Origin of the sequence: Sulfurospirillum tamanense (assembly GCF_016937535.1) — a bacterium.
Taxonomy (GTDB): Bacteria; Campylobacterota; Campylobacteria; order Campylobacterales; family Campylobacteraceae; genus Sulfurospirillum_B; species Sulfurospirillum_B tamanense.
This window is the reverse complement of the sequence record NZ_JAFHKK010000002.1, coordinates 86,533-110,621: the sequence shown is the minus strand read 5'-3', so window position 1 is coordinate 110,621 and position 24,089 is coordinate 86,533. Positions and strand designations below refer to the sequence as shown.

25 protein-coding genes are annotated in these 24,089 nt (G+C 46.4%); 3 read left to right on the top strand and 22 right to left on the bottom strand.

The annotated features are described in order from the left end of the window. Window positions 1–12: 12 nt before the first annotated feature. From lepA to aroQ, 12 genes are all read right to left on the bottom strand, one after another. Window positions 13–1,806 (bottom strand): translation elongation factor 4, encoded by a 1,794-nt coding sequence (lepA, locus tag JWV37_RS01655; RefSeq protein WP_205457914.1) that lies wholly within the window; start codon window positions 1,804–1,806, stop codon window positions 13–15. A gap of 9 nt (window positions 1,807–1,815) precedes the next feature. Further along, on the bottom strand, window positions 1,816–2,745 hold the full coding sequence (locus JWV37_RS01650) for a ribose-phosphate pyrophosphokinase (RefSeq protein ID WP_205457913.1): 930 nt from the start codon (window positions 2,743–2,745) through the stop codon (window positions 1,816–1,818). A gap of 102 nt (window positions 2,746–2,847) precedes the next feature. Continuing rightward, window positions 2,848–3,429 (bottom strand): NUDIX domain-containing protein, encoded by a 582-nt coding sequence (locus JWV37_RS01645; protein ID WP_205457912.1) that lies wholly within the window; start codon window positions 3,427–3,429, stop codon window positions 2,848–2,850. A gap of 9 nt (window positions 3,430–3,438) precedes the next feature. Next, on the bottom strand, window positions 3,439–4,290 hold the full coding sequence (gene fliY / locus JWV37_RS01640; protein WP_205457911.1) for a flagellar motor switch protein FliY: 852 nt from the start codon (window positions 4,288–4,290) through the stop codon (window positions 3,439–3,441). Then, window positions 4,283–5,356, bottom strand: coding sequence for a flagellar motor switch protein FliM (gene fliM / locus JWV37_RS01635; RefSeq protein ID WP_205457910.1), 1,074 nt, complete (start codon window positions 5,354–5,356; stop codon window positions 4,283–4,285). The genes fliY and fliM overlap by 8 nt, the downstream gene beginning before the upstream one ends. Next, on the bottom strand, window positions 5,349–6,062 hold the full coding sequence (locus JWV37_RS01630) for an RNA polymerase sigma factor FliA (protein WP_205457909.1): 714 nt from the start codon (window positions 6,060–6,062) through the stop codon (window positions 5,349–5,351). The genes fliM and JWV37_RS01630 overlap by 8 nt, the downstream gene beginning before the upstream one ends. Continuing rightward, on the bottom strand, window positions 6,034–6,393 hold the full coding sequence (locus tag JWV37_RS01625; RefSeq protein ID WP_205457908.1) for a hypothetical protein: 360 nt from the start codon (window positions 6,391–6,393) through the stop codon (window positions 6,034–6,036). Before JWV37_RS01625 ends, JWV37_RS01630 begins: the two co-directional genes overlap by 29 nt. Before the next feature lie 20 nt (window positions 6,394–6,413). Next, a complete protein-coding gene (locus JWV37_RS01620) occupies window positions 6,414–7,286 on the bottom strand; it encodes a MinD/ParA family protein (protein WP_205457907.1) in 873 nt (290 codons plus the stop codon). Then, entirely contained in the window at window positions 7,267–8,538 is a 1,272-nt protein-coding gene (flhF, locus tag JWV37_RS01615) for a flagellar biosynthesis GTPase FlhF (protein ID WP_205457906.1), read from the bottom strand. Before flhF ends, JWV37_RS01620 begins: the two co-directional genes overlap by 20 nt. Further along, the gene (gene folK, locus JWV37_RS01610; RefSeq protein ID WP_205457905.1) at window positions 8,535–9,020 is read right to left on the bottom strand and encodes a 2-amino-4-hydroxy-6-hydroxymethyldihydropteridine diphosphokinase; all 486 of its coding nucleotides are present in this window, start codon (window positions 9,018–9,020) and stop codon (window positions 8,535–8,537) included. Before folK ends, flhF begins: the two co-directional genes overlap by 4 nt. Next, complete coding sequence (locus JWV37_RS01605; protein ID WP_205457904.1) at window positions 9,017–10,045, bottom strand: M24 family metallopeptidase; 1,029 nt, start codon at window positions 10,043–10,045, stop codon at window positions 9,017–9,019. The genes folK and JWV37_RS01605 overlap by 4 nt, the downstream gene beginning before the upstream one ends. Continuing rightward, window positions 10,045–10,518, bottom strand: coding sequence for a type II 3-dehydroquinate dehydratase (gene aroQ / locus JWV37_RS01600; RefSeq protein ID WP_205457903.1), 474 nt, complete (start codon window positions 10,516–10,518; stop codon window positions 10,045–10,047). Before aroQ ends, JWV37_RS01605 begins: the two co-directional genes overlap by 1 nt. Window positions 10,519–10,623: 105 nt before the next feature. Here aroQ and mqnF point away from each other — a divergent pair, with 105 nt between their 5' ends. Then, entirely contained in the window at window positions 10,624–11,847 is a 1,224-nt protein-coding gene (mqnF, locus tag JWV37_RS01595; protein WP_205457902.1) for an aminofutalosine deaminase family hydrolase, read from the top strand. Further along, window positions 11,841–12,707 (top strand): signal peptide peptidase SppA, encoded by an 867-nt coding sequence (gene sppA / locus JWV37_RS01590; RefSeq protein WP_205457901.1) that lies wholly within the window; start codon window positions 11,841–11,843, stop codon window positions 12,705–12,707. Before mqnF ends, sppA begins: the two co-directional genes overlap by 7 nt. On the opposite strand, the gene xseA is transcribed toward sppA, so the two are convergent. The 4 genes from xseA to JWV37_RS01570 are packed head-to-tail and all read right to left on the bottom strand — an operon-like array spanning window position 12,704 to window position 17,350. Then, window positions 12,704–13,951, bottom strand: a complete 1,248-nt coding sequence (gene xseA / locus JWV37_RS01585; protein ID WP_205457900.1) for an exodeoxyribonuclease VII large subunit — start codon at window positions 13,949–13,951, stop codon at window positions 12,704–12,706. The two genes, sppA and xseA, sit on opposite strands and share 4 nt — an antisense overlap. Next, complete coding sequence (ubiE, locus tag JWV37_RS01580) at window positions 13,952–14,671, bottom strand: bifunctional demethylmenaquinone methyltransferase/2-methoxy-6-polyprenyl-1,4-benzoquinol methylase UbiE (RefSeq protein WP_205457899.1); 720 nt, start codon at window positions 14,669–14,671, stop codon at window positions 13,952–13,954. A gap of 45 nt (window positions 14,672–14,716) precedes the next feature. After that, window positions 14,717–16,141, bottom strand: coding sequence for a CYTH and CHAD domain-containing protein (locus tag JWV37_RS01575; protein WP_205457898.1), 1,425 nt, complete (start codon window positions 16,139–16,141; stop codon window positions 14,717–14,719). Window positions 16,142–16,189: 48 nt separating this feature from the next. Next, on the bottom strand, window positions 16,190–17,350 hold the full coding sequence (locus JWV37_RS01570; protein ID WP_205457897.1) for an MFS transporter: 1,161 nt from the start codon (window positions 17,348–17,350) through the stop codon (window positions 16,190–16,192). 264 nt (window positions 17,351–17,614) lie between these two features. Here JWV37_RS01570 and JWV37_RS01565 point away from each other — a divergent pair, with 264 nt between their 5' ends. After that, window positions 17,615–18,637, top strand: a complete 1,023-nt coding sequence (locus tag JWV37_RS01565; protein ID WP_205457896.1) for a cytochrome-c peroxidase — start codon at window positions 17,615–17,617, stop codon at window positions 18,635–18,637. Between the two features lie 40 nt (window positions 18,638–18,677). Here JWV37_RS01565 and JWV37_RS01560 read toward each other — a convergent pair whose 3' ends face one another. From JWV37_RS01560 to JWV37_RS12880, 6 genes are read right to left on the bottom strand one after another with little or no spacing between them, the layout of a single operon-like run. Continuing rightward, window positions 18,678–19,421 (bottom strand): sulfite exporter TauE/SafE family protein, encoded by a 744-nt coding sequence (locus JWV37_RS01560; RefSeq protein ID WP_205457895.1) that lies wholly within the window; start codon window positions 19,419–19,421, stop codon window positions 18,678–18,680. Further along, entirely contained in the window at window positions 19,414–20,406 is a 993-nt protein-coding gene (gene ribD / locus JWV37_RS01555; protein WP_205457894.1) for a bifunctional diaminohydroxyphosphoribosylaminopyrimidine deaminase/5-amino-6-(5-phosphoribosylamino)uracil reductase RibD, read from the bottom strand. Before ribD ends, JWV37_RS01560 begins: the two co-directional genes overlap by 8 nt. After that, window positions 20,406–20,831: an LSm family protein gene (locus JWV37_RS01550; RefSeq protein ID WP_205457893.1), complete on the bottom strand. Its 426-nt coding sequence runs from the start codon at window positions 20,829–20,831 to the stop codon at window positions 20,406–20,408. The genes ribD and JWV37_RS01550 overlap by 1 nt, the downstream gene beginning before the upstream one ends. Continuing rightward, the gene (rbfA, locus tag JWV37_RS01545; RefSeq protein ID WP_205457892.1) at window positions 20,824–21,183 is read right to left on the bottom strand and encodes a 30S ribosome-binding factor RbfA; all 360 of its coding nucleotides are present in this window, start codon (window positions 21,181–21,183) and stop codon (window positions 20,824–20,826) included. The genes JWV37_RS01550 and rbfA overlap by 8 nt, the downstream gene beginning before the upstream one ends. Beyond that, the gene (gene infB, locus JWV37_RS01540; RefSeq protein ID WP_205457891.1) at window positions 21,180–23,855 is read right to left on the bottom strand and encodes a translation initiation factor IF-2; all 2,676 of its coding nucleotides are present in this window, start codon (window positions 23,853–23,855) and stop codon (window positions 21,180–21,182) included. Before infB ends, rbfA begins: the two co-directional genes overlap by 4 nt. After that, window positions 23,848–24,081 (bottom strand): DUF448 domain-containing protein, encoded by a 234-nt coding sequence (locus JWV37_RS12880; protein WP_369407635.1) that lies wholly within the window; start codon window positions 24,079–24,081, stop codon window positions 23,848–23,850. Before JWV37_RS12880 ends, infB begins: the two co-directional genes overlap by 8 nt. Between the last annotated feature and the right edge of the window lie 8 nt (window positions 24,082–24,089).

Genomic DNA, 24,089 nt, shown 5'->3' with positions numbered 1-24,089 from the left:
TACATGTAAGGGTTAATCAATCTTTAAAACGGTTAAAAACGCCTCTTGAGGCAATTGTACCTTTCCGATAGACTTCATGCGCTTTTTGCCCTCTTTTTGTTTTTCTAACAGTTTGCGCTTACGGCTAATGTCGCCACCATAGCATTTGGCTGTGACGTTTTTGCCCATGGATTTTACGGTTTCGCGTGCAATGACTTTGTTGCCAATGCTCGCTTGAATGGCCACTTCAAACAGTTGGCGTGGAACTATCTCTTTCATAGCTTTGACAAATTCCCGTCCCTTAGTCATGGCTTTGTCGTTAGAAACAATGATAGAAAGGGCGTCCACTACCTCTCCTGCTACACGCACGTCAAGTTTTACCAAATCTCCCACGCGGTACCCTGAGAGGTCGTAATCAAAGCTAGCATAGCCTTTGGTTGCGGATTTTAGCTTGTCATAAAAATCCATCACAATCTCATTCATCGGGATAGCATATTCGAGCAATACCCGCTGCGGGTTCATGTAGTCCATCTTTTCTTGGATGCCACGCTTTCCATTGACCAGCGAAATAATATTGCCCAAAAATTCCGAAGGCGTGATGATAGTAGCCCGCACATAAGGTTCTTCAATGCGGTCAATCTCATTAGGCGCGGGCAACTGACTGGGGTTTTGAATCTCTTTTATCTCTCCGTTGGTTTTAATAACACGGTATGTTACTGTGGGCGCTGTGGCGATGAGATCAAGGTCAAACTCACGCTCCAAGCGCTCTTTAATAACTTCCATGTGCAACATACCCAAAAACCCCACGCGAAACCCAAAACCAAGGGCAGCAGAGGTTTCAGGCTCGTAGCTAATACTGCCATCGTTCATTTTAAGTTTATCTAACGCGTCACGCAAGTCTTCAAACTTGTCTGTTTCAATAGGATAAAGTCCTGCAAATACGAAAGGCTTGGCTTCTTCGAAGCCATCCACTGGCTTTTTTGCTTTATTGCGGTTGTCGGTAATGGTATCTCCAACCCGCACATCGCTGATGTTTTTAAGGCCCAGTACGACAATCCCCACTTCGCCCGCTTCCAAGGTTGCTGTTTTTTCTTGCTTGAGAGGGTGAGGGTACATGAGACTTAACACTTCGTGTTTTTTGCCCGAACCCATGATGTACACTTCTTGTCCTTTGGCAATTTTGCCATCGTACACGCGCACAAGCGCAAGAGCGCCCAGGTAGTTGTCAAACCAACTGTCATAAATGAGCGCTTTAGTTGGTCCATCAGCATTGCCTGTGGGGGCAGGAACCACATCAACAAGCATATCAAGCAACTCTTTTACCCCGATGCCGCTTTTTGCGCTCACGCCTAAAGCACGAGAACAATCCAGCCCAATCGTGTGTTCGATTTCTTCTTTTACCCGTTCTGGGTCTGCCGCAGGAAGGTCGATTTTGTTAATCACAGGAATGATTTCAAGGTCGTTTTCTAGGGCAATATACACATTGGCGATGGTTTGTGCTTCCACGCCTTGCGAAGCGTCCACCACCAACAATGCTCCTTCGCACGAAGCCAAAGAGCGGCTCACTTCATAGGAAAAATCCACGTGCCCTGGAGTATCGATGAGATTGAGCACATAAGGCACACCATCTTTGACATAGGTCAAACGCACGCTTTGGGCTTTGATGGTAATCCCGCGCTCTTTTTCGATGTCCATGGTGTCCATCATTTGAGTTCCTAGCTCTCGGTCTGAAACTGCGCCGCACTCTTGGATAAGGCGGTCTGCTAGGGTACTTTTACCGTGGTCGATATGGGCGATGATAGAAAAATTACGAATCCGGTTTTGCATAGTTCCTCGTTATAAAAAGAGTCCATTGACACTTTCGTTATGGTAAACCCGACGAATCACTTCGCCAAAGACATGGGCAACAGAAAGGACTTTGATTTTAGAACATTCTCGTGAAAGAGGGATGGTATCACTTACCACCAATTCGTCCAATTCGCCTTTTTCAATGCGCTCATAAGCAGGGCCGGAGAGTACAGGGTGAGTACAGCATGCCATCACGCTTGTGGCGCCTTTGGCTTTGAGTACTTCGGCGGCTTTGACGATGGTACCCGCGGTGTCAATCATGTCATCTACTAAGATAACGTCTTTGCCTTCCACATCACCGATGATATTCATCACCTCAGATTCGTTGGCTTTTTCACGGCGTTTGTCGACGATAACCATGTCCACACCAAGTTTTTTAGCAAAGCTTCGTGCCCTTGCAACGCCACCGATGTCAGGGCTTGCGATGATAGGATTTTTGAGGTTTTTGTTTTTGACGTAGTCGTTGAAAATAATGTTGCCGTAGAGGTTGTCTACAGGAATGTCAAAAAACCCTTGAATCTGGCCCGCATGCAAGTCGATGGTCACCACGCGGTCAATGCCCGCCGTTTGAATCATATTGGCAACCAATTTGGCCGTAATAGGCACTCTGGGTGCGGCTTTGCGGTCTTGTCTGGCATACCCAAAGTAGGGAATGACTGCCGTAATCGAATCGGCAGAACTGCGACGAAGGGCGTCTGTAAGAATGAGCAATTCCATTAAGTTAACATTAGCAGGTGCACAGGTAGGCTGAATGATAAACACATCTTTTCCGCGTACACTTTCGCTAATCTGGATGCTAATTTCACCGTCACTAAAGCGTTTGATTTCTGCCTCCGAAAGGGGCAACGAGAGGTATTTGGCAACTTTTTTTGCAAATTCAGGGTTGGCCGTCCCTGAAAAGACTTTATAGCCTCGCATAATGAACATTCCTTGGCATGGGCTTTGTTGAGAGGGCTCATTGTACAAAAATCGGGCTTAAAAACAGACAAAAGCTTTACATGTAAAGAAACTTACGCGGTCCTAAGCGATGTGAAATTCTAAAATTTCTTCCAAAAAAATCCGAAAATCCAAATCCGCACTTCCCGCAAAAGCATTAGTAAGAAAGTGGTCTACGCCCTTGCCTTTATGGGAAACGATGGGCACCAATTTAATGCCCGTGGTTTCGGAGAGAAACCGCGATCGGTCGCCTTCTTGGTAGGCGTGCAGCAAGGTAGAGCGGGCAAAGTTATTGAGGATGTGATAAAAGATGTGCATCAGTTCCATCTCATTGACTTCCATCCCAAAAAAATGGGTGCCGATCTTCCATTCATGAGAAGCGATGCCGTGGATTTTATTGGGACGAATCTGAATCCCAATCTCTTCTTTTATCTCCCGCTCAAGGGCTTCTAGTAAGGTTTCTTTTTCATCGGCTGTCCCACCAGGAAATCCCGTGCGCCCATCCCAACGGTCAATCATAATCACCCCGGAGCACTCTTTTACATGTAAGTCATCGTTAAAGTACTTCCACGGGGAAATATGCCGCGAATAAATGGCCAAAAACACCGCATGGGATTTTTGAGGATTGCGTTGTCCAAAGGGAATGCGCTGCTTTACACTTTCCATTGTGGTACTTTAGCGGAGTTTTTCTAAACGTTCACGCTTGGTGCCAATCTCTGTAATCTGGACTCCAAAGTTACCATCCACAATCACCACTTCGCCCATGGCCACAATCTTGTCTCCCACGAGGATTTCAAGGGGGTCGTTGGCCAACTGGTTAAGCTCAATCACCGAGCCAATATCCATACTCAGCACATCTTTTAAAAGCATTTTTTTAGACCCGATACGCACCCGTACAGGCAACTGCACGTCCATAATCAGCGCAATGTTGCGCATCTCTTCACTACTAAGGTCATTAACGGTAGTATTTTTTTCTTCATTTGAAACAACGGTGGACGGGGTATCATTTTGCACATTACCCAATGTCTTTTCAATGGCTCCATCGGTGACAAAAATAATCTGATCCACGATGCCTTGCACACCCATGGAGTGAATATAGGCGGTGTGCATTCCTGTAAAATCTATCGTGTCTGTCGCATCCACAAAAGTGATGGATTCTACAGCAAAATTAAGCTTTGGAAGCGCTTTTTGGCCACCAAGTGCTGTCGAAAAAGACCCCAGGACATTAGAGACTATCTCTTTGGTGGCGTCCAAGTCATCCTCGTCCATCTCCTCTTTGCCAACAGCCTCCTCTTCTCCCATCATCAAAGCACCAATTCCCGTGGCAAGCCCAGGAGCAATGGCAACTTTCATGCTTCCCTCTGTCGCACCACTCACAGCTATTTTAGCAATGGCCATAGGAGGCACAACAGAGGTGTTTTTATTTACATCGGCAGTATCAACAAGTTCCAAGGTGGGGGTTTGCCCCGTCAATCCCTCAACGGTCGAGACTAACTCTTGGCCCAATAGCGCTATAAACTCATTCATTCACTGCCTCCTCGGAATCGTAGGAGGACACTTTGGCCCGCCTGCTCTGTTCGTACTCTTCTAACAAGGTCTTAATCTCATCTCTATCGGTTCGGATAAGCTCTTTTACTTTGATGGATTTTCGAAACCGGTGTAGCCCAATTTCTGCCAAGAAAATATCCTTTCGGTCAATGGTTACCACCGCATGATCATCCGCTGGTCGGTCAAGCCTTAAGATGTCACCCTCTTGCAATTCTAACAACTCCCCCACGCTCATAATCGTGCGACCCAACAAGGCTTCGCCAAACACTTCAGCACGCCCCACAAGGGTTTTAAGTTCTTTGTTACGGCTTTTCTTGGCCGAGGTTTCCCCAAGCATGATGTCTCGATTAGCTAAACGCGAAAGAATAGGTTCAAGGTAAATAACAGGATAACACAGGTTGATCATCCCGCTGGAATTCCCGATGATGATTTCCATCACCACCATGATAACAATCTCATTTTGCGAAACAATTTGCACCACATTGGGACTAGACTCTTTAGACTCCACATTAGGGTACATGTCCGTAATGGGCGCCCATCCTTCTTTGAGCCGTTGCATCACGATACGCAAAATTGCGTCCAAAAGGTTCAGCTCTATGTCAGTCAGTTCGCGCGTAGACTCGTACGACTCTCCACCTCCTCCTAGTAGCCTATCAATCATCGGAAAAGCAATAGAAGGATTGATTTCAATGATGCAATTACCATCAAGTGGCTTGATGGAAAACACGTTAAAGCTTGTCGGACTGGGTAAACTCATCAAAAATTCCCCATAGGTCATCTGGTCAACGGAGTGAAGCTGAATCTCAACAATACTGCGCATAATGGAAGAGATTTGGGAGGCCAAGTTTCGCGCCATCTTGTCGTGAATCCCTTTGACCGCGCGCAACTGTTCTTTAGAGACACGGTTAGGGCGTTTAAAATCATACAAAATAACTTGCCGGTTATCTTCTGGCTCACTCCCGCTGGCAATTAAGTCGGCATCTCCTTCTTCGTCAACGACTTCTAAAAGGGCATCAATCTCTTCTTGACTTAAAATATCAGCCATGATTGCCCTCCAACGCGTCGCGAAGTTTTCGCATGAGTTTTTTGTGAATCTGTGAAATACGCGATTCAGTAATATCTAAAATTGCACTAATTTCTTTGAGGTTTAACTCTTCAAAGTAGTAGAGTTGAATAATCAATTGTTCCCTTTCCTTAAAGCCTGCCAAGAGACTTTGCACCACCTCGATAAGCTGGTCTTTTTCGACGATAGACTCGGTTTCTTCTTGGGAAAAAATAGCCATTTGCTCATTGATAGGCAAAGTGGTTGCCACCATGAAAGCATTTCTGGCTTCTTCTATTTTTTCCACTTCTTCCCCCAAGATTGTCGCAAGGGTCACATTATCTGGCTCTTCTCCGTGGGTATTATAGTGAATGTCTATTTCGTGGTCAATCGCCTTAAGAAGTTTTCGGTTTGAGCGACTCATGACATCTAAAGAGCGCAAATAATCTAGCATCGATCCATACACACGCTTTTTTCCATATCCCCAAAAGGAGTCATTTTGCTCTTTGTCGTAACGGCGAGAGAGCTTAATCATCTCTTCAGTCCCTACAGAAATGAGGTCATTTACATCCACCGACGAAGGCAAACGTTCTTTCAGGCGAAAAGCCATCGCGCGCACCGCTGGCATGTATTGAAGCACGAGATCATCTTGGTGTTTTTTGGCGTTTTGGCCGTAAACACTAAGCTGCTTTTTTCTTGTTGTTTCCATGGCTTCTCATCATGTTGTGCACCACGTTGGGCTCATGCTGGGCATCGGGGTCGATCAACGTTTCCATTCGCCGCTCACGCTCTTGAATCTCATGGATAAAATACCCGCTGATTTCTTCGTATTGTTTATAATCAAAAAGTTTCTTTCCTGCGAGTCGGACATCTACAAAATTCATAATAACCACATGAATAAACAAGTAAAAAAAGAGGGTGATTTCCAATGTATAAACTAAAAAATCCATAGGTTCTGCTTCAAGCATAAGAGAAAAAACTAGGCCGATAAAAAAGCCACACACGGTAAAGAAGTAGATGAAATTTTCTGGTTTTAGCATACTGTAATCACCCTTGCTGCTCAAAATTGCTCCATTAAACGCTTAAAAAAGCCGCCAAAGCTTCGGTCTGCTTTGGTGTCAAGCACTTTTCGTTCCAAGCGAAAGACGAGGTTATTGACGATGCGCTTCATCTCCATCGACGGCGCACTCATGGGTGCGTCATTGGTAAACAGCGTGCGTTGTTTCACACTACGTGAGACAATTTTATCATCGGGGAGCCTACCTAAAAGATTGAGTTCGAGCTTTGGGCCAATGTTTTGTAGCGCTACTTTTTTGATTTTATCAAAAATTAACTGCGCCTCTTTTTCATTGCGTGTCATATTGAGCACCATTTGCAAAGAATCTTTAATTTTACTTGTCACCTTGATGGTTGCGTAGGCATCTGTGATAGCAGCGGGGTCTGGCACAGTGACGATAATCACCTCATCCGCCGCTTCTAAAAATACTTGAATTGTTTCACCAATCCCTGCCCCTGTATCCATAATAAGAAAATCCAAATTATCTAAAAATTTTGCTTCTTCAAAAAACCGCTCATAAATAAACTGGTCGTTGTATTTTAGGATCTCATCCCCACTCTCTCCAGGAATAAGGATAAGATTAGGTTTAACTTGCACCACAATATCTGCTAGTGCGCATTCGCCTTTGAGTACATGTAAAAGGTTTTTTTGAATGCGCACGTTTAAAATAACATCCAAATTGGCCAATCCAATGTCTGCATCCAAAAGCCCTACTTTGTACCCATGGTTGGCAAGCAAATTGGCCATGTTAGCGCTCACAGTGCTTTTCCCCACGCCACCCTTGCCACTTGTAATAGCAACAAAGCGTGTCACATGGCCTGTTTTTTCAGGCTGCTCTTTCACAAGACGCTTAAGCTTATTTGCTTGATTTTCCATGGGTATCCTTTGTGAAACCATCCAACATACACTCCACCAAATACTCACTACTAGCCGTACGCAAATCATCGGGAACTTCTTGCCCGATGGAAAAATAGCTCACGGGCTTGTCGATTTCGTAAATCAGGGAAAAAATATTGCCAAAGACTTTGGTTTCATCAAATTTAGTAAAAATAAGCGTATCAATATCTAAAAAAGAAAAACTGCTGTAAATCTCTTTTAAATCCTCCAGTTTTGTTCCCGCAGAAACCACCAAATTCACATCAATCTGTGCTGCGGAATTTTTGAGAAAATTATCAAGCTTCATTAGTTTTTCTTTGTCGTACTGGGAGCTTCCCACGGTGTCTACCAAGATAATATCACAATGCCCCAAGGCACGCAAAGCGTTTTCAAAATCCCCAATGTCTACTACGTCTTCCACAGGCAAACGCATCATCTTGGCGTACTGAAACAACTGCTCCACCGCACCAATGCGATACGTATCTAGGGTGATCACGCCCACCTTGTAGCGTTGCTGAGAAAGGTACGAATAGCGCGCGGCCAGTTTGGCTAGGGTGGTGGTTTTGCCCACACCTGTTGGCCCCACAAACATCATTATCTTTTGTTGCCCTTTGCTAAGCACTACCTCTGAGCGCACAGGAATCATTTTGCGAAGGAGGACTTGAAAGTAGCGCTTGATGGTCTCACTGCTGCTTTTCATGCGGCTTGGCATGTGTTCAAGGGTCAAACGCATGATGGTGCCTAAATGCTCTTTACTCATCCCGCTTTGGCCTGCAAGTTTATAGATTTGGGAAAATTCTGGGGGAATAGCAAGGTTGCCCCGCATGGGTGCTTTTTCGTCCCAAAACATCTCTTGGATGAGCTTGATTTTATCCGCAAGTTTGTTAATCTCTTGTTTGATTTGTCCCAATTCTTCCGTTGGCAAAGAAGCTTTGGTAGCCGCATCTTCTTTGCGCTCTTTGGCGTACGCCCCCGCACTGGTCACTTTAGCAATCTCAGAAATCTGCTTTGCCGCTTCGGAAATGTTCAGCAATACATCTTCACCACGGGTTGGTCTTTCTGTGGGGGCGGAGGGTTTGTGAGGCGTGGCATTCTCATCAAGTGCCACAACTATCTCGTACAAAGCAGGGGAATTCATGGTTTTTTTCTTCACCTGTTTGGTGCTCATAACATACGCATCTTCCCCACATTCATGTTGGGCTTTTTTCAGCGCCTCTGCAGGTGTTTCGCCAGTGAAGGTTACAAATTTCACGATACATTCCTTTGCTGCATCATCCCAAGGGGTACGATTACCGAGAGGCGTTCGCTCCAATGGGGATGGGGCAGAGTAAGTCGAGGGGTATTTAGCGTCTGGTTTTCAAAAAAAATCAAATCCAAGTCTAGAGTTCGTGGGCCAAAGCGTTCTTTGCGCACCCGCCCAAAACGTTTTTCTGTTTGGAGTAACAAGCGCAACAACGCCTTGGCACTCAGGCTGGTTTGCACCCACGCAAGGGCGTTTAAAAAATCAGGTTGTGGAAGGTAACCAAAGGGCGGGTTTTTGACAATGGGCGACGTTTCTACCACAAAAAGGTCTCGCCTGGTTGTCCAGTAACGCAAAAGACGCACAAAACGTTCCATCACTGCTCCTTCGTTTCCCCCAATACCCACCAATGCGCGATAACGATAATGGGCGCTAGCGGCACGTTTGCTTGGAAAAAACGGCGCTTTGACCAACGAAACACCCGCTAATTTCATAACACTTCCACTCCAGAAGCCTGCACAACCACCATGTCTTCGATGCGCACGCCAAATTCACCCGGCAGGTAAATGCCCGGCTCCACCGTAAAGACCATGCCTTCTTCCAAAACACTTTGGCTTGAAGCGGAAATGACGGGCAATTCGTGGATATCAAGCCCCACGCCATGGCCTGTAGAATGGACAAAATAGGCGCCATATCCTGCCGCGTCAATCACTTCGCGCGCGGCCTTGTCCACCGCGCACGCCCTTACTCCTGGCCGTGCTAGTGCAATGGCCGCTTCTTGGGCTTTTAACACCGTATCATACACCTTTTGGCGGGTCTTACATGTAAAGGTTTGCGTTTTCCCTGCCGTTGCATGTGGCCCCACTTCAAAGGTGCGCGTGCGATCAGAACAATACCCTTGCGCAATAATACCCGCGTCAAGGAGTAGCAAATCTCCCGCCGCAAGAACCGTCTCTTGGGGCGTTGCATGGGGTTTAGCAGCATTGGCATTGATGGCAACAATGGGTGAAAAAGAGAGTCCCAAAGCACCCTTACATGTCAAGATGCGGCTCGCTTCGTAGTGGAGTGTTTTTTCTGACAAACCTACACCATATTCACGCACAAAAGCCACAAAGGCATCAAACGCCTCGGCCCCTTTTTGCACTGCGCTTTGTAGCAAAAGCAACTCTTGAGGGGCTTTGATGATGCGGCTTTTTTGAGAGAGATTGGATTTAGGTTTTACCCTTACATGTAAGCCTTTTAATAGCGTTTCATAGGCGCTAATGTTCCACTCTAAAGGGTCCAGCGCTAAAGAAGTGATGCCAAGACGGCGCACTATTTTGCGCGCCGTTGCCACTAATTCTCTACCCCCATCAATCACTTCTGTTGAGGCAGTGACCTTTGCTTTTGCGTCGGTCACGTACCGTCCATCAGTGATGAAAAAGGCTTGCGCGGGGGTTTGAAGCAACAACCCATTGTCGCAGGAAAACCCGCAGGCGTAGGCTTGTGCACTCTCCCCTTTAAGTAGTGTAGCGTGCATTAGGCTTGGGCTTCGCTTTGGGCTTTGCGCATGGCGGTAAGTTCGCCAAGGATTTGAATCATAGAAATCATCGCAAGGTGGTAGCCAAAGGGGCCAAAGCCGCAAATTTGTCCCGCACACACGGGGGCGATGAGGCTTTTGTGACGAAACTCTTCACGGCGGTAAATATTGCTAATATGCACTTCCACCACTGGCAAAGAGACAGAACTAATCGCATCACGAATGGCGATAGACGTGTGCGAATAGGCAGCGGGGTTAATGATAATGCCATCGGCTTCGCCCATGCACTCTTGGATGCGGTCAACAATTTCACCCTCAAGGTTGGACTGGAAAAATTCGATTTCAAACTGGTGTTGTTTGGCCACACCCTCCATTTGCGTGTGAATCTCTTCAAGTTTCATCGGGCCGTAAATGTTCTGTTCACGGTGACCAAGCATATTGAGGTTGGGGCCTTGGATAACAACGATTTTCATGGGGTTCCTTTGGGAGTTAATGAGGATTGATTATAACACCAGCAAGCTAAAAATTTGCTACAATGCGCCCTAATGTTGCCCTATGGGGCATTCTAAGGAACTCCAATGACCCGTTTACATGTAGACTTCATTCTTCCCTGCGACCCTTCCATGGGCGTCATACACCATGGCGCAATTGTGTTTGATAAAACCATTCTTGACCTAGGCGACGGGGGTGCGATGGAAGCGCGCTATCCTGATGCCACACCTGTTGTCGCGCCCAAGGGAAGCGTGGCCTTACCAGGCCTTGTGAATCCCCATGTGCATTTAGAATTTTCAGCCAACCAAGGGGTGCTTGATTTTGGCGCGTTTGTGCCGTGGCTCCAATCAGTCATCGCCCATCGCGAAGCCTTGCAAGAAGCGGCCACCTCAGCGGTCATTGAAGAAGCGATTGCTTCCATGCTTCGCACGGGCACCACGGCGTTTGGAGCTATTAGCAGTTTTGGCTTAGAGCTTGATGCGTGCGTCAACACCCCCGCACGCGTGGTGTTTTTTACTGAACTACTAGGTTCAAGGCCCGATGCGGTGGACATTCTCTTTAATGATTTCAAACAACGCTTACGCGGAGCATATGAACGGGAAAATAGCCGCTTCAAAGCCGCTCTTTCTATCCACTCGCCCTACTCTACCCATCCTATTTTGGCCAAAAATGCGCTCGATATCGCGCGCCGCGAAAACCTCATCGTCTCCACCCATTTCATGGAATCCAAAGCCGAACGCCTTTGGCTTGATGCGGGAAAGGGTGATTTTGCGGGCTTTTTTAAGGGTTTCTCCCCACACGCCGCGCCCTTATGCAGCGGCTTAGAGTACGTGCGTTTATTTCAAGGCACGCGCACCTTGTTTACCCACGGGGTGCACGCTTCCTTTCCCGAACTAGACGCCATTGGCACCCAAGGGGGAAGCATCACCCATTGCCCTGTTTCAAACCGTCTTTTAGGCACAGGCGTGTTAGCGTTAGACCCTGTGTTTGAGCGCAACATTCCCTTAACCCTTGGGACCGATGGGCTTAGTTCTAACATCAGCCTTAGCCTTTGGGATGAAATGCGCTCGGCCTTGTTTGCCCACCCTGATGTGCCCCTAAACACCCTTGCAAAAACCTTATTGCACAGCGCTACAGCCCAGAATGCTAAGGCGCTTGGGCTTGATGCGGGTGTACTAGAAAGTGGCAAAGCGGCTGATATTATCGTCATGGCCCTAAGCGGTGCCACTTCGGCCAATCTGCCCCTACACTTGGTGCTTCACGCCCAAACGCCTAGCCATATTTTCATCGAAGGAAGTCTTGTATGTTAAGCTTTTTCAAACGCTTGTTTGCCCCTTTTATTGCCATCATTGCGTTTATTAATACCTATTTTAAAGCCATGCTGTTTTTGTTGTTCTTGTTTTTGCTTTTTGGAGACACCGCAGAATCTCCCACCTTGCAACCCAACCTTGTGAGTATTGATGTGCACGGGGCTATCGAAGATGCGCGCCCCCTTTTAGAACAACTTCAAGAAGCCAAAGAAAACGAGGCTATCAAAGGAGTGCTCTTACATGTAAACTCTCCAGGAGGTGGATTAGCCGCTTCTGTGGAAGTGATGATGGCCGTGCGCGAACTTCAAGCGGCCAAACCTGTGGTGGCCTACGCCGCGGGGTCAATGACCAGTGGAAGTTATTATGCGGCTATTTGGGCGAACCAGATTGTGGCCAATCCGGGTGCCTTTATTGGGTCCATTGGCGTGTTGTTTCAAGCGCCCAATATCAAACCCTTAGCCGACAAGTTAGGTATCCACGAACAAGTGGTTGCCGCAGGAAAATACAAACAAATGGGCACTTTCACAAGAGAATGGAATACCCAAGAAAGAGAAGCCCTGACGCACCTCGTGGATGGGGCATACACAATGTTCGTAGAAGATGTAGCCAAGGCGCGGGGCCTTAAAGAAGAGGAGGCGTTTGCGCAAGCACGCGTTTTCTTGGCCCACGAAGCTTTGAACATCGGACTTGTGGATAGCCTCGGTAGCCTTCAGGATGCCAAAGAAATACTCATACAATTAAGCGAAGTGAGCGCAGCAAGATGGCAAGAGCCTTCCCAATGGGAAAAAGCCCTTGAACGCCTGCGTAGCGAAGTACACCTAGGCGTTTCAACTGCGTTTTACGGACTAAAGGCGTACTAAAGCAGTCGTTTTGAAATCACCTTTGCCCCCACCACGGCGGTGGCGGTGTGCAGTTCAAAGGCTGCTTCAAGCTCTAAGGTTTCAAGCTCCACAGGTTTGCCTTGTTGCACCACTTGTGCCATGCCTTCCCCTAGCCTTGGGGTTTTTGCCGCAAAGGTGGCTTGAAGGCTACTCAGCTGTGCTTCTTTGAAGGCCAACAGCCGTGTCGCCTTTACATGTAAGGCTTCACGGAGGCTTTGCAAGGCAAAATCTTGCCCCTGCAACCGGTGGCTCATGGTCGCCATAAGTGCCTCTTTGCATGCTTTGATTTCTTGTTGTTTGAGGCTCAATTTCACGTCCAAAGAATGACGCTTCAATCCCTCTTGAATGTGGCGCAAGAGGTCTGTTTTTTGGCGCACATGACTAGCAAAACGCTGGTTAAGCAAGTCTATGAGGTGGTCTAAGTGCAGCCGCATTTCGGTGCCATCGGGCAACAGCAATTCCATGGCCGCAGAGGGTGTGGGCGCGCGTTTGTCCGCGATAAAATCAATGAGCACCGTATCAATCTCATGGCCAATCGCACTGACCACAGGCACCGGACAAGCAAAGACCGCTTCAGCCACCTCTGCTTCATTAAAGGCCCACAAATCTTCCACGCTTCCCCCGCCCCTAGCCACCACGATGACTTCGGCCTTGCTTTGCCCTGCACGTTTTAGGGCACGCACGACACTAGGAACGGCGCCCTCTCCTTGCACAAGGGCTTCAAAGAGTTCTAGTTTTACCAACGGCCAACGGCGTGAAGCCACGGTAAGCATGTCTTGAAGGGCCGCCCCTGTGGCTGAGGTGACCAAGGCGATGTGCGTGGGAAAAGAAGGAAGTGGTTTTTTGTGCGCGGGGTCAAAATAGCCCTTGGCCTCAAACTCTTTTTTAAGCTGTTCATACGCCAAAGCCAAGGCACCACTGCCTGAGGGTTCTGCCCCAGCACAGTTTATCTGGTAACTTCCCCGTAGGGCGTAGACCGAAATGCTTCCCCACACCACCACGTGCGCACCCTCTTCGATGCGAAATTTGAGGCGTTGGTTATTGCCTTTAAACATCACGCAACTAATAGAAGCATCGGCATCTTTGAGGGTAAAGTACAAGTGACCCGAACCGTGGTATGTGGGGCGCGAGACTTCGCCCTCCACCCTTACATGTAAGAAGGTGGCTTCAAGGAGTGATTTAATCTGTTCGTTGAGCGCGCGTACGCTCAAGCACGGTTGCATTTACACCCTCTTGGCGATAATGAGCGTGGAAATATCCATGGAAAAACTCTCACAATGCACCGTCTCAAACCCCGCATTCTTAAGCTCTTCTTGCATCATGGAAGCAGTCAAAAAGCCCTCAATGGAATTGGGCAAATATTCATAAGCGGCTCTGTTTTTTGAAATCATCCCGCCAATGCGTGGCAAAAGCTTGGTGAGGTACCACTGCTTAAGGGCGTGCAAAGGGCCTTTTTTGTCATCTTTGGTAAACTCCAAAATCACCACCAAACCACCGGGTTTGACCACGCGGGCAAATTCCACAAACGCCGCTTCGCGCTCTACCACGTTACGAATCCCGTAGCTGATGCTAAGCACATCTGCGCTGTTTGTTTCAAGAGGGATGTCGGTGGCTTTGGAGAGGATAAATTCGTAAGAAGGAAATTTTTCTTTACCAACGGCTAGCATCCCCGAGGAGGGGTCAACGCCAACCATTTTTTTAACCTTAATACCTTTTTTATCGGCTTGTTTTTGCCAAAATCCCATCATGTCGCCTGTGCCGCACGCCACATCTACAATGCGTGAAAGGGGGTTTTTAGGGTAAAACTCAAAGGCAAGGTCGCACGCTTTTTTGCGCCAACTGATGTCCACGCCCATGCTTAAAATGCGATTGGCTTTGTCGTAGGTGGGGGCAATAGTGTTAAACATATCAACAATTTCTTGTTGTTTTTCTTCTGATTTCAAACAAACTCCTTGAACTAAACTGGCGTGATTATAGCCGATGGGGGCTTAGAGGTGGGCGTCCAACAAGGGGGCACAGGCAACCAAATTCCTGATGAGCTTTTTCTTCTTAAGTAAAATGCGCTCTCTTAAGGCATAAATTTCATGGCCCAGCACTTCTCGCAATGCCTCAAGTGCGGCCACTGCTTCCACATCGCTCACAAAAGAAGGATGGGCTTCAATCCCATCAAGCACGGTGCGTTGCACATCCCTATCTTGCAAAACCCCAAAGATTTCTTGCATGGCTTTTGCTGTTTTAGTAGCGCGCTTTAAAGGTTTTGAAGAAAATTGCGGGCCACAGTACTCTAGCAAATAGCGCAGCTTTTTAAACTCAATGCGCACGCGGTGAAAAGAGGCAAGTGGCGTGGTTTCTTTGAGTTTTTTTAGCTTGCGCGCCATTGTTTCCATGCGATTTTTCAGTGCCAAAGCGCTTAAGCTTTGAAAAGTTAGGTCGCCTTTTGGGCCCTTAAAAAACCCCTCTTCGTCCTCAAGCACCATTTTCCATTCTGCTAAAAATGGTGCATAGTGGCCCACGCCTAGCGTTTGGGAAATTTTTTCATCTTCGCTTGCACGCGAGTCTTCTACATGTAAAGCGATGGAAGGCAACGCAGAAAAGGTGCTCAAAAACTCTCCAAAAACATCCAAATCACGCTTGGTATTTGTTTGGCGTGCAATGGTCTTAAACCCCTGCACGAACCGCTCTGAAATGCCTGCATCAAACAGTTCTGGCAAACATTGTAACAGCGAGCGCGTTTTACGGATAGCTACACGAAATTGGTGCAAGTGTTCGTTTTCTTTTGTTTCAAGGTACCCTTGTTGGTGAAACTCAATGGTTGCGTAAAGTTGCGTTAAAATAACCCTAAACGCGTCGTAGCTTGATAATGACGGAGAAAAAAGACGCATATCCAACTCCCGCTTTAACGCTTGTTCCAACAAATAGGCTTTGGGTGCATTTTCAACAGGAGCACCGTAGAGGGCAAGCCTATGGTTTTTGTACCATTCATTCTGAGTAACCTCTGTTATTCCTTCCCAAGGCGGCAAGGTAAAGGCGTGCGCATCTTCGACACAATCAAACTCGACTTCCATCAGTACAAGACCCACCAAAGGGCCTTCAAAAACATCGATACATGCCTCATGGGATTGTAGCTTAAAACTGTAGCGTTGCTTTTGGACGGGGGTACCGATGGCGTGCTTGAAAGCCTCTTCATAAGCTTGGGTTGTGACCTCTTCCTCAATCTCTTCTCGCGCTAGCCCCTTACCTCGCTTTTGCGTGCGAAAAAACCCCTTACCCGTAGAACGAAACCGCTCTTGACCCTCTTTGTCAATACGCGTGTAAACTTGACACAATGAGGCTTTTTCGACACGTAATCCTTCTTGAATCAGGCAGGACAAAAGGTTTTCAGAATCAAGACGAAATTTGCGTTCTATCTCCATCCCCATCACTTTACTCCTTTGATTAGGAGTAGTATACTCACCCCTCACTTAAAGGTTAATTCGACGATTTGCTTGGATAAAAAGTGCTAGACTTACGCTAAAAAGCAAGGCGCCCACAAGCCCAAAAGCACCATCTACTCCCAATGTTTTCACAGGAAAATAGAGCAAAAGAGGAGATAAAAATTGACCCAAAAAGATAGAACTCGTTAACCACCCTGTCGCTTTTAAGCGCTCATGCTCATGGGCCCATTCAAGCAACCAACTGTTGGTGTTAACAATCACCAACCCTACACCAATCCCCACTGCCACAAGGGAACAAGAAAACTGCAAATAAGTATTGGCTTGGCTAATCCCCGCGAACCCAATACTTTGAGATAAAAAAAGTAAACTGTATATGGCGCGAATACTTAAAAATTGGCGCAACTTTGCATAAAACAACGATGTAATTGCCGAAACAAAGGTTACTGTTGCCATAAGTATGCCCACTTCTCGCCCCTCCACATGGTAAGCATCGTGCAGCAAATAGGGCAGCTGTGTTGGCACCATGTAAAATACGCTTAGTGTTAATACTGCCGTTGCAAACACAGGCCAAAGGCGCATTAGCAAAGCTTGGGCATGGCCTGAAAATCCTTCAGCAGGATAATGCGCCTTGGGTTCAAACAAGTACACGATTGCTAACACCATCACCAAAATACCTATGCCATAAATATAAAAAGCACCCTGCCATGAAAGCTCACTCAAAAAACCCCCACCCGCCATAAACATTACCCCACCCAAAGCAACAAATGTGTTTTGGTAACCCAGATACTGGGTGCGCTCTTCTTCTTTCATGTAGTCACCCACCAACGCCAATGCAAGGCTCATTAGCACTGCAACACATAGACCAAAAAGCAAACGTGAAACTACAATACCCTCAATGCTTTGCATCCATGCCCCCATCATGCCAAACACACCAAATAAGCCTAGGGCGACCACTAAAGTGCGTTTTTTTCCAAAGCGCAAGGCAAGGCGACTTGTCCATGGTGCAAAAAAAGCAATGGAGATGGCAGGGGCTGTCAAAATAAGTTTTGAATACAAGTCCACATGTAACACATTTTCAAAATGTGCCTTAATTAAGGGTAAAGACGCCACAATGGCTGTTCCTGACATAATCGTCATGGTAGAAATAAGCAAAAGTGTTAATTTTGTCTGCCAAGTGACCATCTGCATTTGCCTTTTAGTGTAATGAGTTTTACATTAGCATGATTATCTCCAAAAACTCCTTTGAGACGGGTCAATTTGTAACAAACATATTTTTACAAAAAAGTCTTATTAAACACTTTTTTAACAGCAACTTGCATGACAAAAGAGCGAAACTGTGGTATTTTAAGCGAATATTAATCAAGAAATATAATATAAGAGTAAAATTCTCTTTTAAATTATTTTAAGCATTTAACAATTATTATTACCTACATCTTTTTACAAGGAGGAGTGATGAAAGTCATTCATTGCGTTACCGGGTTAGCACTTGTTGGCACCATGGCATTTGCAGGGGCGCTCGGCGAGTCTGCTAAAAGTTTTGGTATTAAAGCCATTCCTGAGTCCACTTCAGAGCTTTTAAAGTATATTGATCAAGGGGACGATCCTATTACAGCGTCTAAAATCGAACTTGGCAAAATGCTCTATTTTGACCCACGCCTTTCACGCAGTAATCTTATCAGCTGTAACACCTGCCACAACTTGGCTCTAGGTGGCGCAGACGCTGTTCCAGCAGCCATTGGTCACAAATGGACCATGAACCCAGCCCATCTTAATTCTCCTACGGTATACAACTCCGTATTGAGCGAAGTACAGTTTTGGGACGGACGAAGCCCGCACCTTGAAGACCAAGCTCAAGGCCCCATTCAAGCAGGTCCAGAAATGGCAGCACCCAAGGAGCTCGTTGTTGAGCGTATTAACTCTATTCCTCAGTACGTAGAGATGTTTAAGAGTACTTACGGGCCTGATGTTAAAATTGACTTTGAACGCATTGCTAGCGTGATTGGTGTATTTGAGCGTACTCTTGTCACTCCTTCACGCTTTGATGATTACCTCAACGGTCAATCCGATGCCCTTAATAAAGCAGAAAAAGACGGTCTAAAACTCTTCCTTGATAAAGGATGCGCAGCGTGTCACAACGGCATGGCACTTGGCGGCACTATGCAGCCTTTCCAAGTCGCAAAACAGTACAAGTTTGCTAACCTTGGTGGTTTTACGGGCGATGAAAACGGCATGGTCAAAACTCCAACCCTCCGCAACATTACCGAAACGGCTCCTTATTTCCACAATGGCGCTATTTGGAAACTCACTGACGCGGTTAAGGAGATGGGAAGCACACAGCTTGGCATTACCATCAATGACAAAGAGGCGGCTTCCATTGCCACTTTCCTTGGCACACTTGAAGGGCGAAAGCCACAAATTATCTACCCTATTTTACCTCCAATGGGAGATAAAACACCCAAGCCTACCTTCGACTAACTCTTTTTCGTGACGCATCTTGTATAGATGCGTCACGCATTTACACGATGTCTGCGTATTGCAACAATAGCATCCCTGCCATCAGCCATAGGGTTATTTTCAAAATCTTTTCATAAAGTGCGGTATCAATTTTTCCAGAAAACCGCTTTCCAAGCAACAAGGCACCTACAGCCACTCCCGCCAAAGGGATACCTAAAAACAATGTCTGCAAAGTAAACACCCCTAGCCACGAAAAAGTTACCACCTGTGTAACTTTGCTGGAGAAAAAACAAAAATTGAGCAAAATAATCGCCTTGTTTTTTTCCAATTTTAATTCCAGTACATAAATAATAAGCACAGGAATCATCACATTAACCAAGCCACTCACAAGGCCACTAAGCAACCCAAAAAAAAGCATGCTAGGGAAAAAATGGCGCACAATTAGTGCATTGAGATTAAATTTGAGTTTAGACTGGTACAAATACAACACAATCATCAGCGCCAACAAAAGCTTGTAGAAGTCGCTCTCATGCTGCACCAAGAGCTGTGTGCCACTCCAACTCCCTAAAATAATGGCACCTCCAAGAGGCCAAAAACGTCCCAAAAAATTAAAATCGACTTTACGCGCAAGCATGCTTGAAGCGTTGACACTCAAGGTGGGCAATAAAGTCGTCAGCACCGCTTGTTGCACTGAGCCCAAAAGGGAAAGCAAGGGTGTAGCAATCATAGGAAACCCAAAGCCCACAAGACCATGAAAAAACCCACCAAGCACCATAATCCCAAAGGTAAGTGCCACCTCACTCACGAATATACCACTCCATCATATCCTCACCACAAGGCTGATGCCATACGCGCTTGAAACGCGCCGTAATACATGGGCATTGGCCTGTTTTAAAATGGGCAGAGCGAAACACCAGTAACCACTGGGTTTGTTCTGGCAAAGCGCGCAAGGTGCCCTCGCCTCCCTCAATCATCACAAAAGGACTACACAATAAAGGCTCCCACGAAGAAGCGATGGTAACCTTGCGCTCAGGAACGCTAAACAAAGGGATGCTTTGGTCAAACTGCGCTTCGCGAGAGTAAATGAGCACATCAGGAGCCTTGCCTGCACACAGCCTTGCATCCAAGGTGGGCCTATCAGTGCGCACAGTGTTGCCCCCAATGGCCAAAAGCGAAAGATGTTGGCGCAGTTCGTGTACCCGCTTGCGAGAAGCTTCTGAGGTAACAATACCCCCATCAATGACGCCATTGCTACTCATAGCAAGTTTGAAAAAACTAAAATGTCCTTTTTGCCACGCCAAAAAGGGTGCCAAAAGCAAGGCACACTCTTTTTCTAGCACCCCTTGTTTTACCCCAATTCCAGCCTTTACAAGGCGTGCCATACCCCCACTCGCCTTTGGACTTTCGTCTTTCATGCCAATACACACCCGCCTTACATGTAAGGCTCTTAAAAGCAAGGCGCAAGGGGGTGTAGTGCCATAATGGTTACACGGTTCTAGTGTGACGTAAATGGAAGCATCTTTAAGAAGGTTCTGGTGATTAGCCAACAAAAAAGCGTGAAGCGCAGTGGGGTCTTGAGGAAATATAAGGGAGGGATTCAAGCGCCCAAGAGCCGTCTTAACGGCGCGCACTTCAGCGTGGGCCTCACCCGCTTTTTGGTGGGCTTCGATGGCTAAAATCTCCCCGTGTTGGGAGCAAATGACACAGCCTACCGCTGGGTTTGGGTAGGTTCTTCCTTGAAATTCCCATGCGGCCTCAAGGGCGAGGCGCATGTAAAATTCATCAGGCATTACCACACGACGAAGGTGCGTGCTTTGGAGATTTCGCTAAAAGCAATCTCCTGCGTTGCCTCTGGGAGCTCTAGGCGAATGGTTGTGTCTGAAACATCCACAAGCTTTCCCTCCAAAGACTCCTTCTCAAAAGTTTTAATTTTTACCATTTCCCCAATGGAGCGAGCATAGTGGCTGGGCTTGGTGAGCTTTCGCTCGAGGCCAGGTGAGCTTACTTCTAGGTAATATTGTCCCGAAACAGGTGGCTCTAAATCCAAAACAGGAGAAAGAATATGCGTCACCTTTGAACACATTTCAAGAGTAACGCCCTCTTTACATGTAATATACACGCGAAAAATTTTCCGCCCTGCATCCATGGTTGTTTCGGTATCGTACAGCTCAACACCAGCATCTTGTAGCAAGGCTTTTAGTCGTGTCTCATTCATGGTGGCTCTTTTTCAATTCTTTTTCCATTTTTTCAAACAATGCATCCAAATGGTTTTGTTTTTCCAATTGTTCGTCGAACTTAAAGTGAAAACTGGGGCATCGGTACCACCCTTCTGCTGTGGCGCAATGGGTCTCTAAGTGTTTCGAAACCTTTCTGAGGCGTGATAATATTGTCTTTTGCTCTTCGGGTGTAAGCATCATTTTGTCTAAATACACATCCGCGTCGTACTTGCCTTTTTTACACTGTACATCAATCACGCAAAGTCCCTGGAGCATTGTGTCGCTAAGGGTAGCTAAGGCTTCAGGAATCAACTCTTTTAACACACTTTGGGTGCGAAAGATTTTGATCATAAACTCACCTTCTCCTCGACCTCTTTAAAGCTTTCCATAAAATCGCCCTCTTTGATGTCATTGAAATTATGAATACCAATGCCACATTCATAGCCTTTTGATACTTCGCGCACATCATCTTTAAAGCGCTTAAGTGAAGAAACGGTACCTTCATACACAATCACACCATCGCGAATTAGGCGCACTTTAGCCCCACGATTAATCACGCCATCAGTCACGATACATCCTGCAATCGCACCCACTTTTGGCACCACAAAGACTTCACGCACTTGGGCTTGCCCAAGGTTTTCTTCACGAATAATCGGTGCCATCATGCCACTAAGCACCCCTTTAACATCATCAATAAGGTCATAAATAATATTGTAAGTTTTAATCTCAACCCCAAGATTTTTTGCTTTTTCTTTTACCGTGCCTGTAGGGCGAATGTGAAAACCAAGAATAATACAGTTTTCACTCGCACTCGCAAGGGCGACATCACTCTCTGTCACGCCACCAATACCTGCATGGATGACATTAACCTTAGTCTCATCATTGCGTAGTTTTGCCAACGACCCCTTAATGGCCTCAAGACTTCCTTGAACATCTGCTTTAATGATGACAGGCAAATCTTTAATCTCACCCTCAGCAATGCGTTGACTTAGTTCATCTAGTGTCACTTTTGTAGAGCGCGAAAGCTCTTTCTGGCGTAAATAATCATGACGTTTTTGCGCGTATTCTCGTGCCGCTTTATCGCTTTCAACCTTAACCAGCTTCTCGCCCGCCTCAGCCACCTCGCTCAGACCCACAATCACCCCTGGTTCACCTGGCTTAATAGAAGTGATGGCTTTCCCTGCATGGTCTAAGAGTGCGCGTACTTTCCCATACGCCACCCCAGCAACAACAGTATCACCCACTCGAAGTGTACCATTTTGCACAACGATTGTTGCCACAGGCCCACGACCTTTTTCCAATGAACTTTCAATGACTACTGCTTTGGCATCACGCGTTGGATTAGCCTCGAGTTCAAGAATTTCTGCTTGTAGTAGGATAATTTCAAGTAATTCTTCAATGCCCTGACCTGTATGTGCTGACACACCAACAAATTCATGACTTCCGCCCCACTCGGTTGGCATAATCCCAAGATCGGAGAGTTGCGTTTTAACCATATCTGGATTCGCAGCTTCTTTGTCCATCTTGTTAATAGCAATAATAATAGGCACATCAGCCGCCTTGGCATGCTCGATGGCCTCTTTAGTTTGTGGCTTTACTCCATCATCGGCTGCTACTACAATAATAACAATGTCTGTTACCTCTGCGCCTCGGGCACGCATTTGAGTAAAGGCTTCGTGGCCAGGAGTGTCGATAAATGTGATGTTCTTATTGTTTTTATGCACCATATATGCACCCACGTGCTGGGTGATTCCACCAGACTCTCCGTGCACTACTCGTGAACTGCGAATATAATCAAGTAAAGAGGTTTTACCGTGATCAACGTGTCCCATAATGGTAATAACAGGAGCGCGCTCCTGCAACTCGCCCTCATCGTCATCATCGTATGCTTTGACATAGTCAAACTCTTCTTGGGCGTTAACCGTTTCAACTTCGATTCCAAACTCATCGGCTAAAATCTCAATAGCATCTTTATCCAGAAAATCGTTTTTAGTGGTAAGCATCCCCAACATAAAAAGCTTGGAAATAATTTCACTGGGTTGCTTGTTAATCATTTCAGCAAATTCATATACGCGAATTTCCTCAGGAATACGCACAGAGGTTACTGCTTCATCGTTACCCTTAGTGATTTGTTTAGGGCGCTTTTTTCTGCCTCTACGTCGAATCCCTGTTGTTGCGTTTCCAAAAGCAACTGCTTTTTGCCCTCGACCAATAATCTGCTGGGTTGAATCATTGCGTTTTTTAAGGGCAGGCTTTGGGGCTTCTGGCTCAGGCTTTACGGTTAAATCAGGAAGCACAACCAAATCATCTTGATCATAATTAGCTTCACCTAAATCACGATCTGCCAAAAGGTCAATTTTTTCCGCAGACTCTTTTTTCGTTGAAGGTGTTTTTTTGGTTTTCTTTTTCTTTTTGGATTCTGCCGTTTCTGTTTGCGTTGAAAAAATAGATTCCAAAGAGCTAGGGATGTTTTTTTTCAAAGAATCAACAGGTTTAACCACTTCTGGTTTTGCAACGACTTCGGGTTTTTTCTTTTTGACAATCACTAGTCCACGGCGCTTCATGAGGCTTGCTTGCGCCAAACTTTCCCCTGAAGAGATAGTAGATTTTTTTTCTTCGCTCACGGGCTCAGGTGCAGGCTCCTCTACAGGAGGAGTAACTGGGACTTCCTTTTTCTCTTCTTCAGGTTTTGGTGTTTTGGGCTTTTTAGGCGCTGGGGCTTCTTTGGGCTCATCAGGAGAAGGGGGAGCTTCTTGCACGGGTGTTTCTTTTTTTGGCTTTGGTGCCTTAGGAGAGGGCTCTTCAGTGGGCTCTGGCGCAACTGGGGTTACCACTTGTGCAGGAGTATTGGCCTCTTGCCGCTCACCTGTTAGCACAAAATTCATTAACGCTTCCGCCTCTTCTGAGCCTACGGCACTAGATGCGGATTTTACGTCTAAACCCAAGTCGGCTGCTTTTTCCACCACTTCTTTGCTTTTGATACCGAGTTCTTTTGCAATCTCGTGTATGCGAACTTTAACCATTCGTTTCTATCTCCTTCAGCATTTTGCCATAGTCCAAAATGTTTTGATCTAATTTTTTACACTTTTGTAGCAGTGCTTTTTTTAATTGCTTATTGTTTGTGTCGATGCAATCGTCGCAGACATAGAAGCTTCTACCCACTTTCGTAAACGCACGCAATATTCCCTGGTCAACTTGTAGTCGTAATAACTCGGACTGGGGGATGCGAGCCTTGCAGACAATGCACATTCGAACGG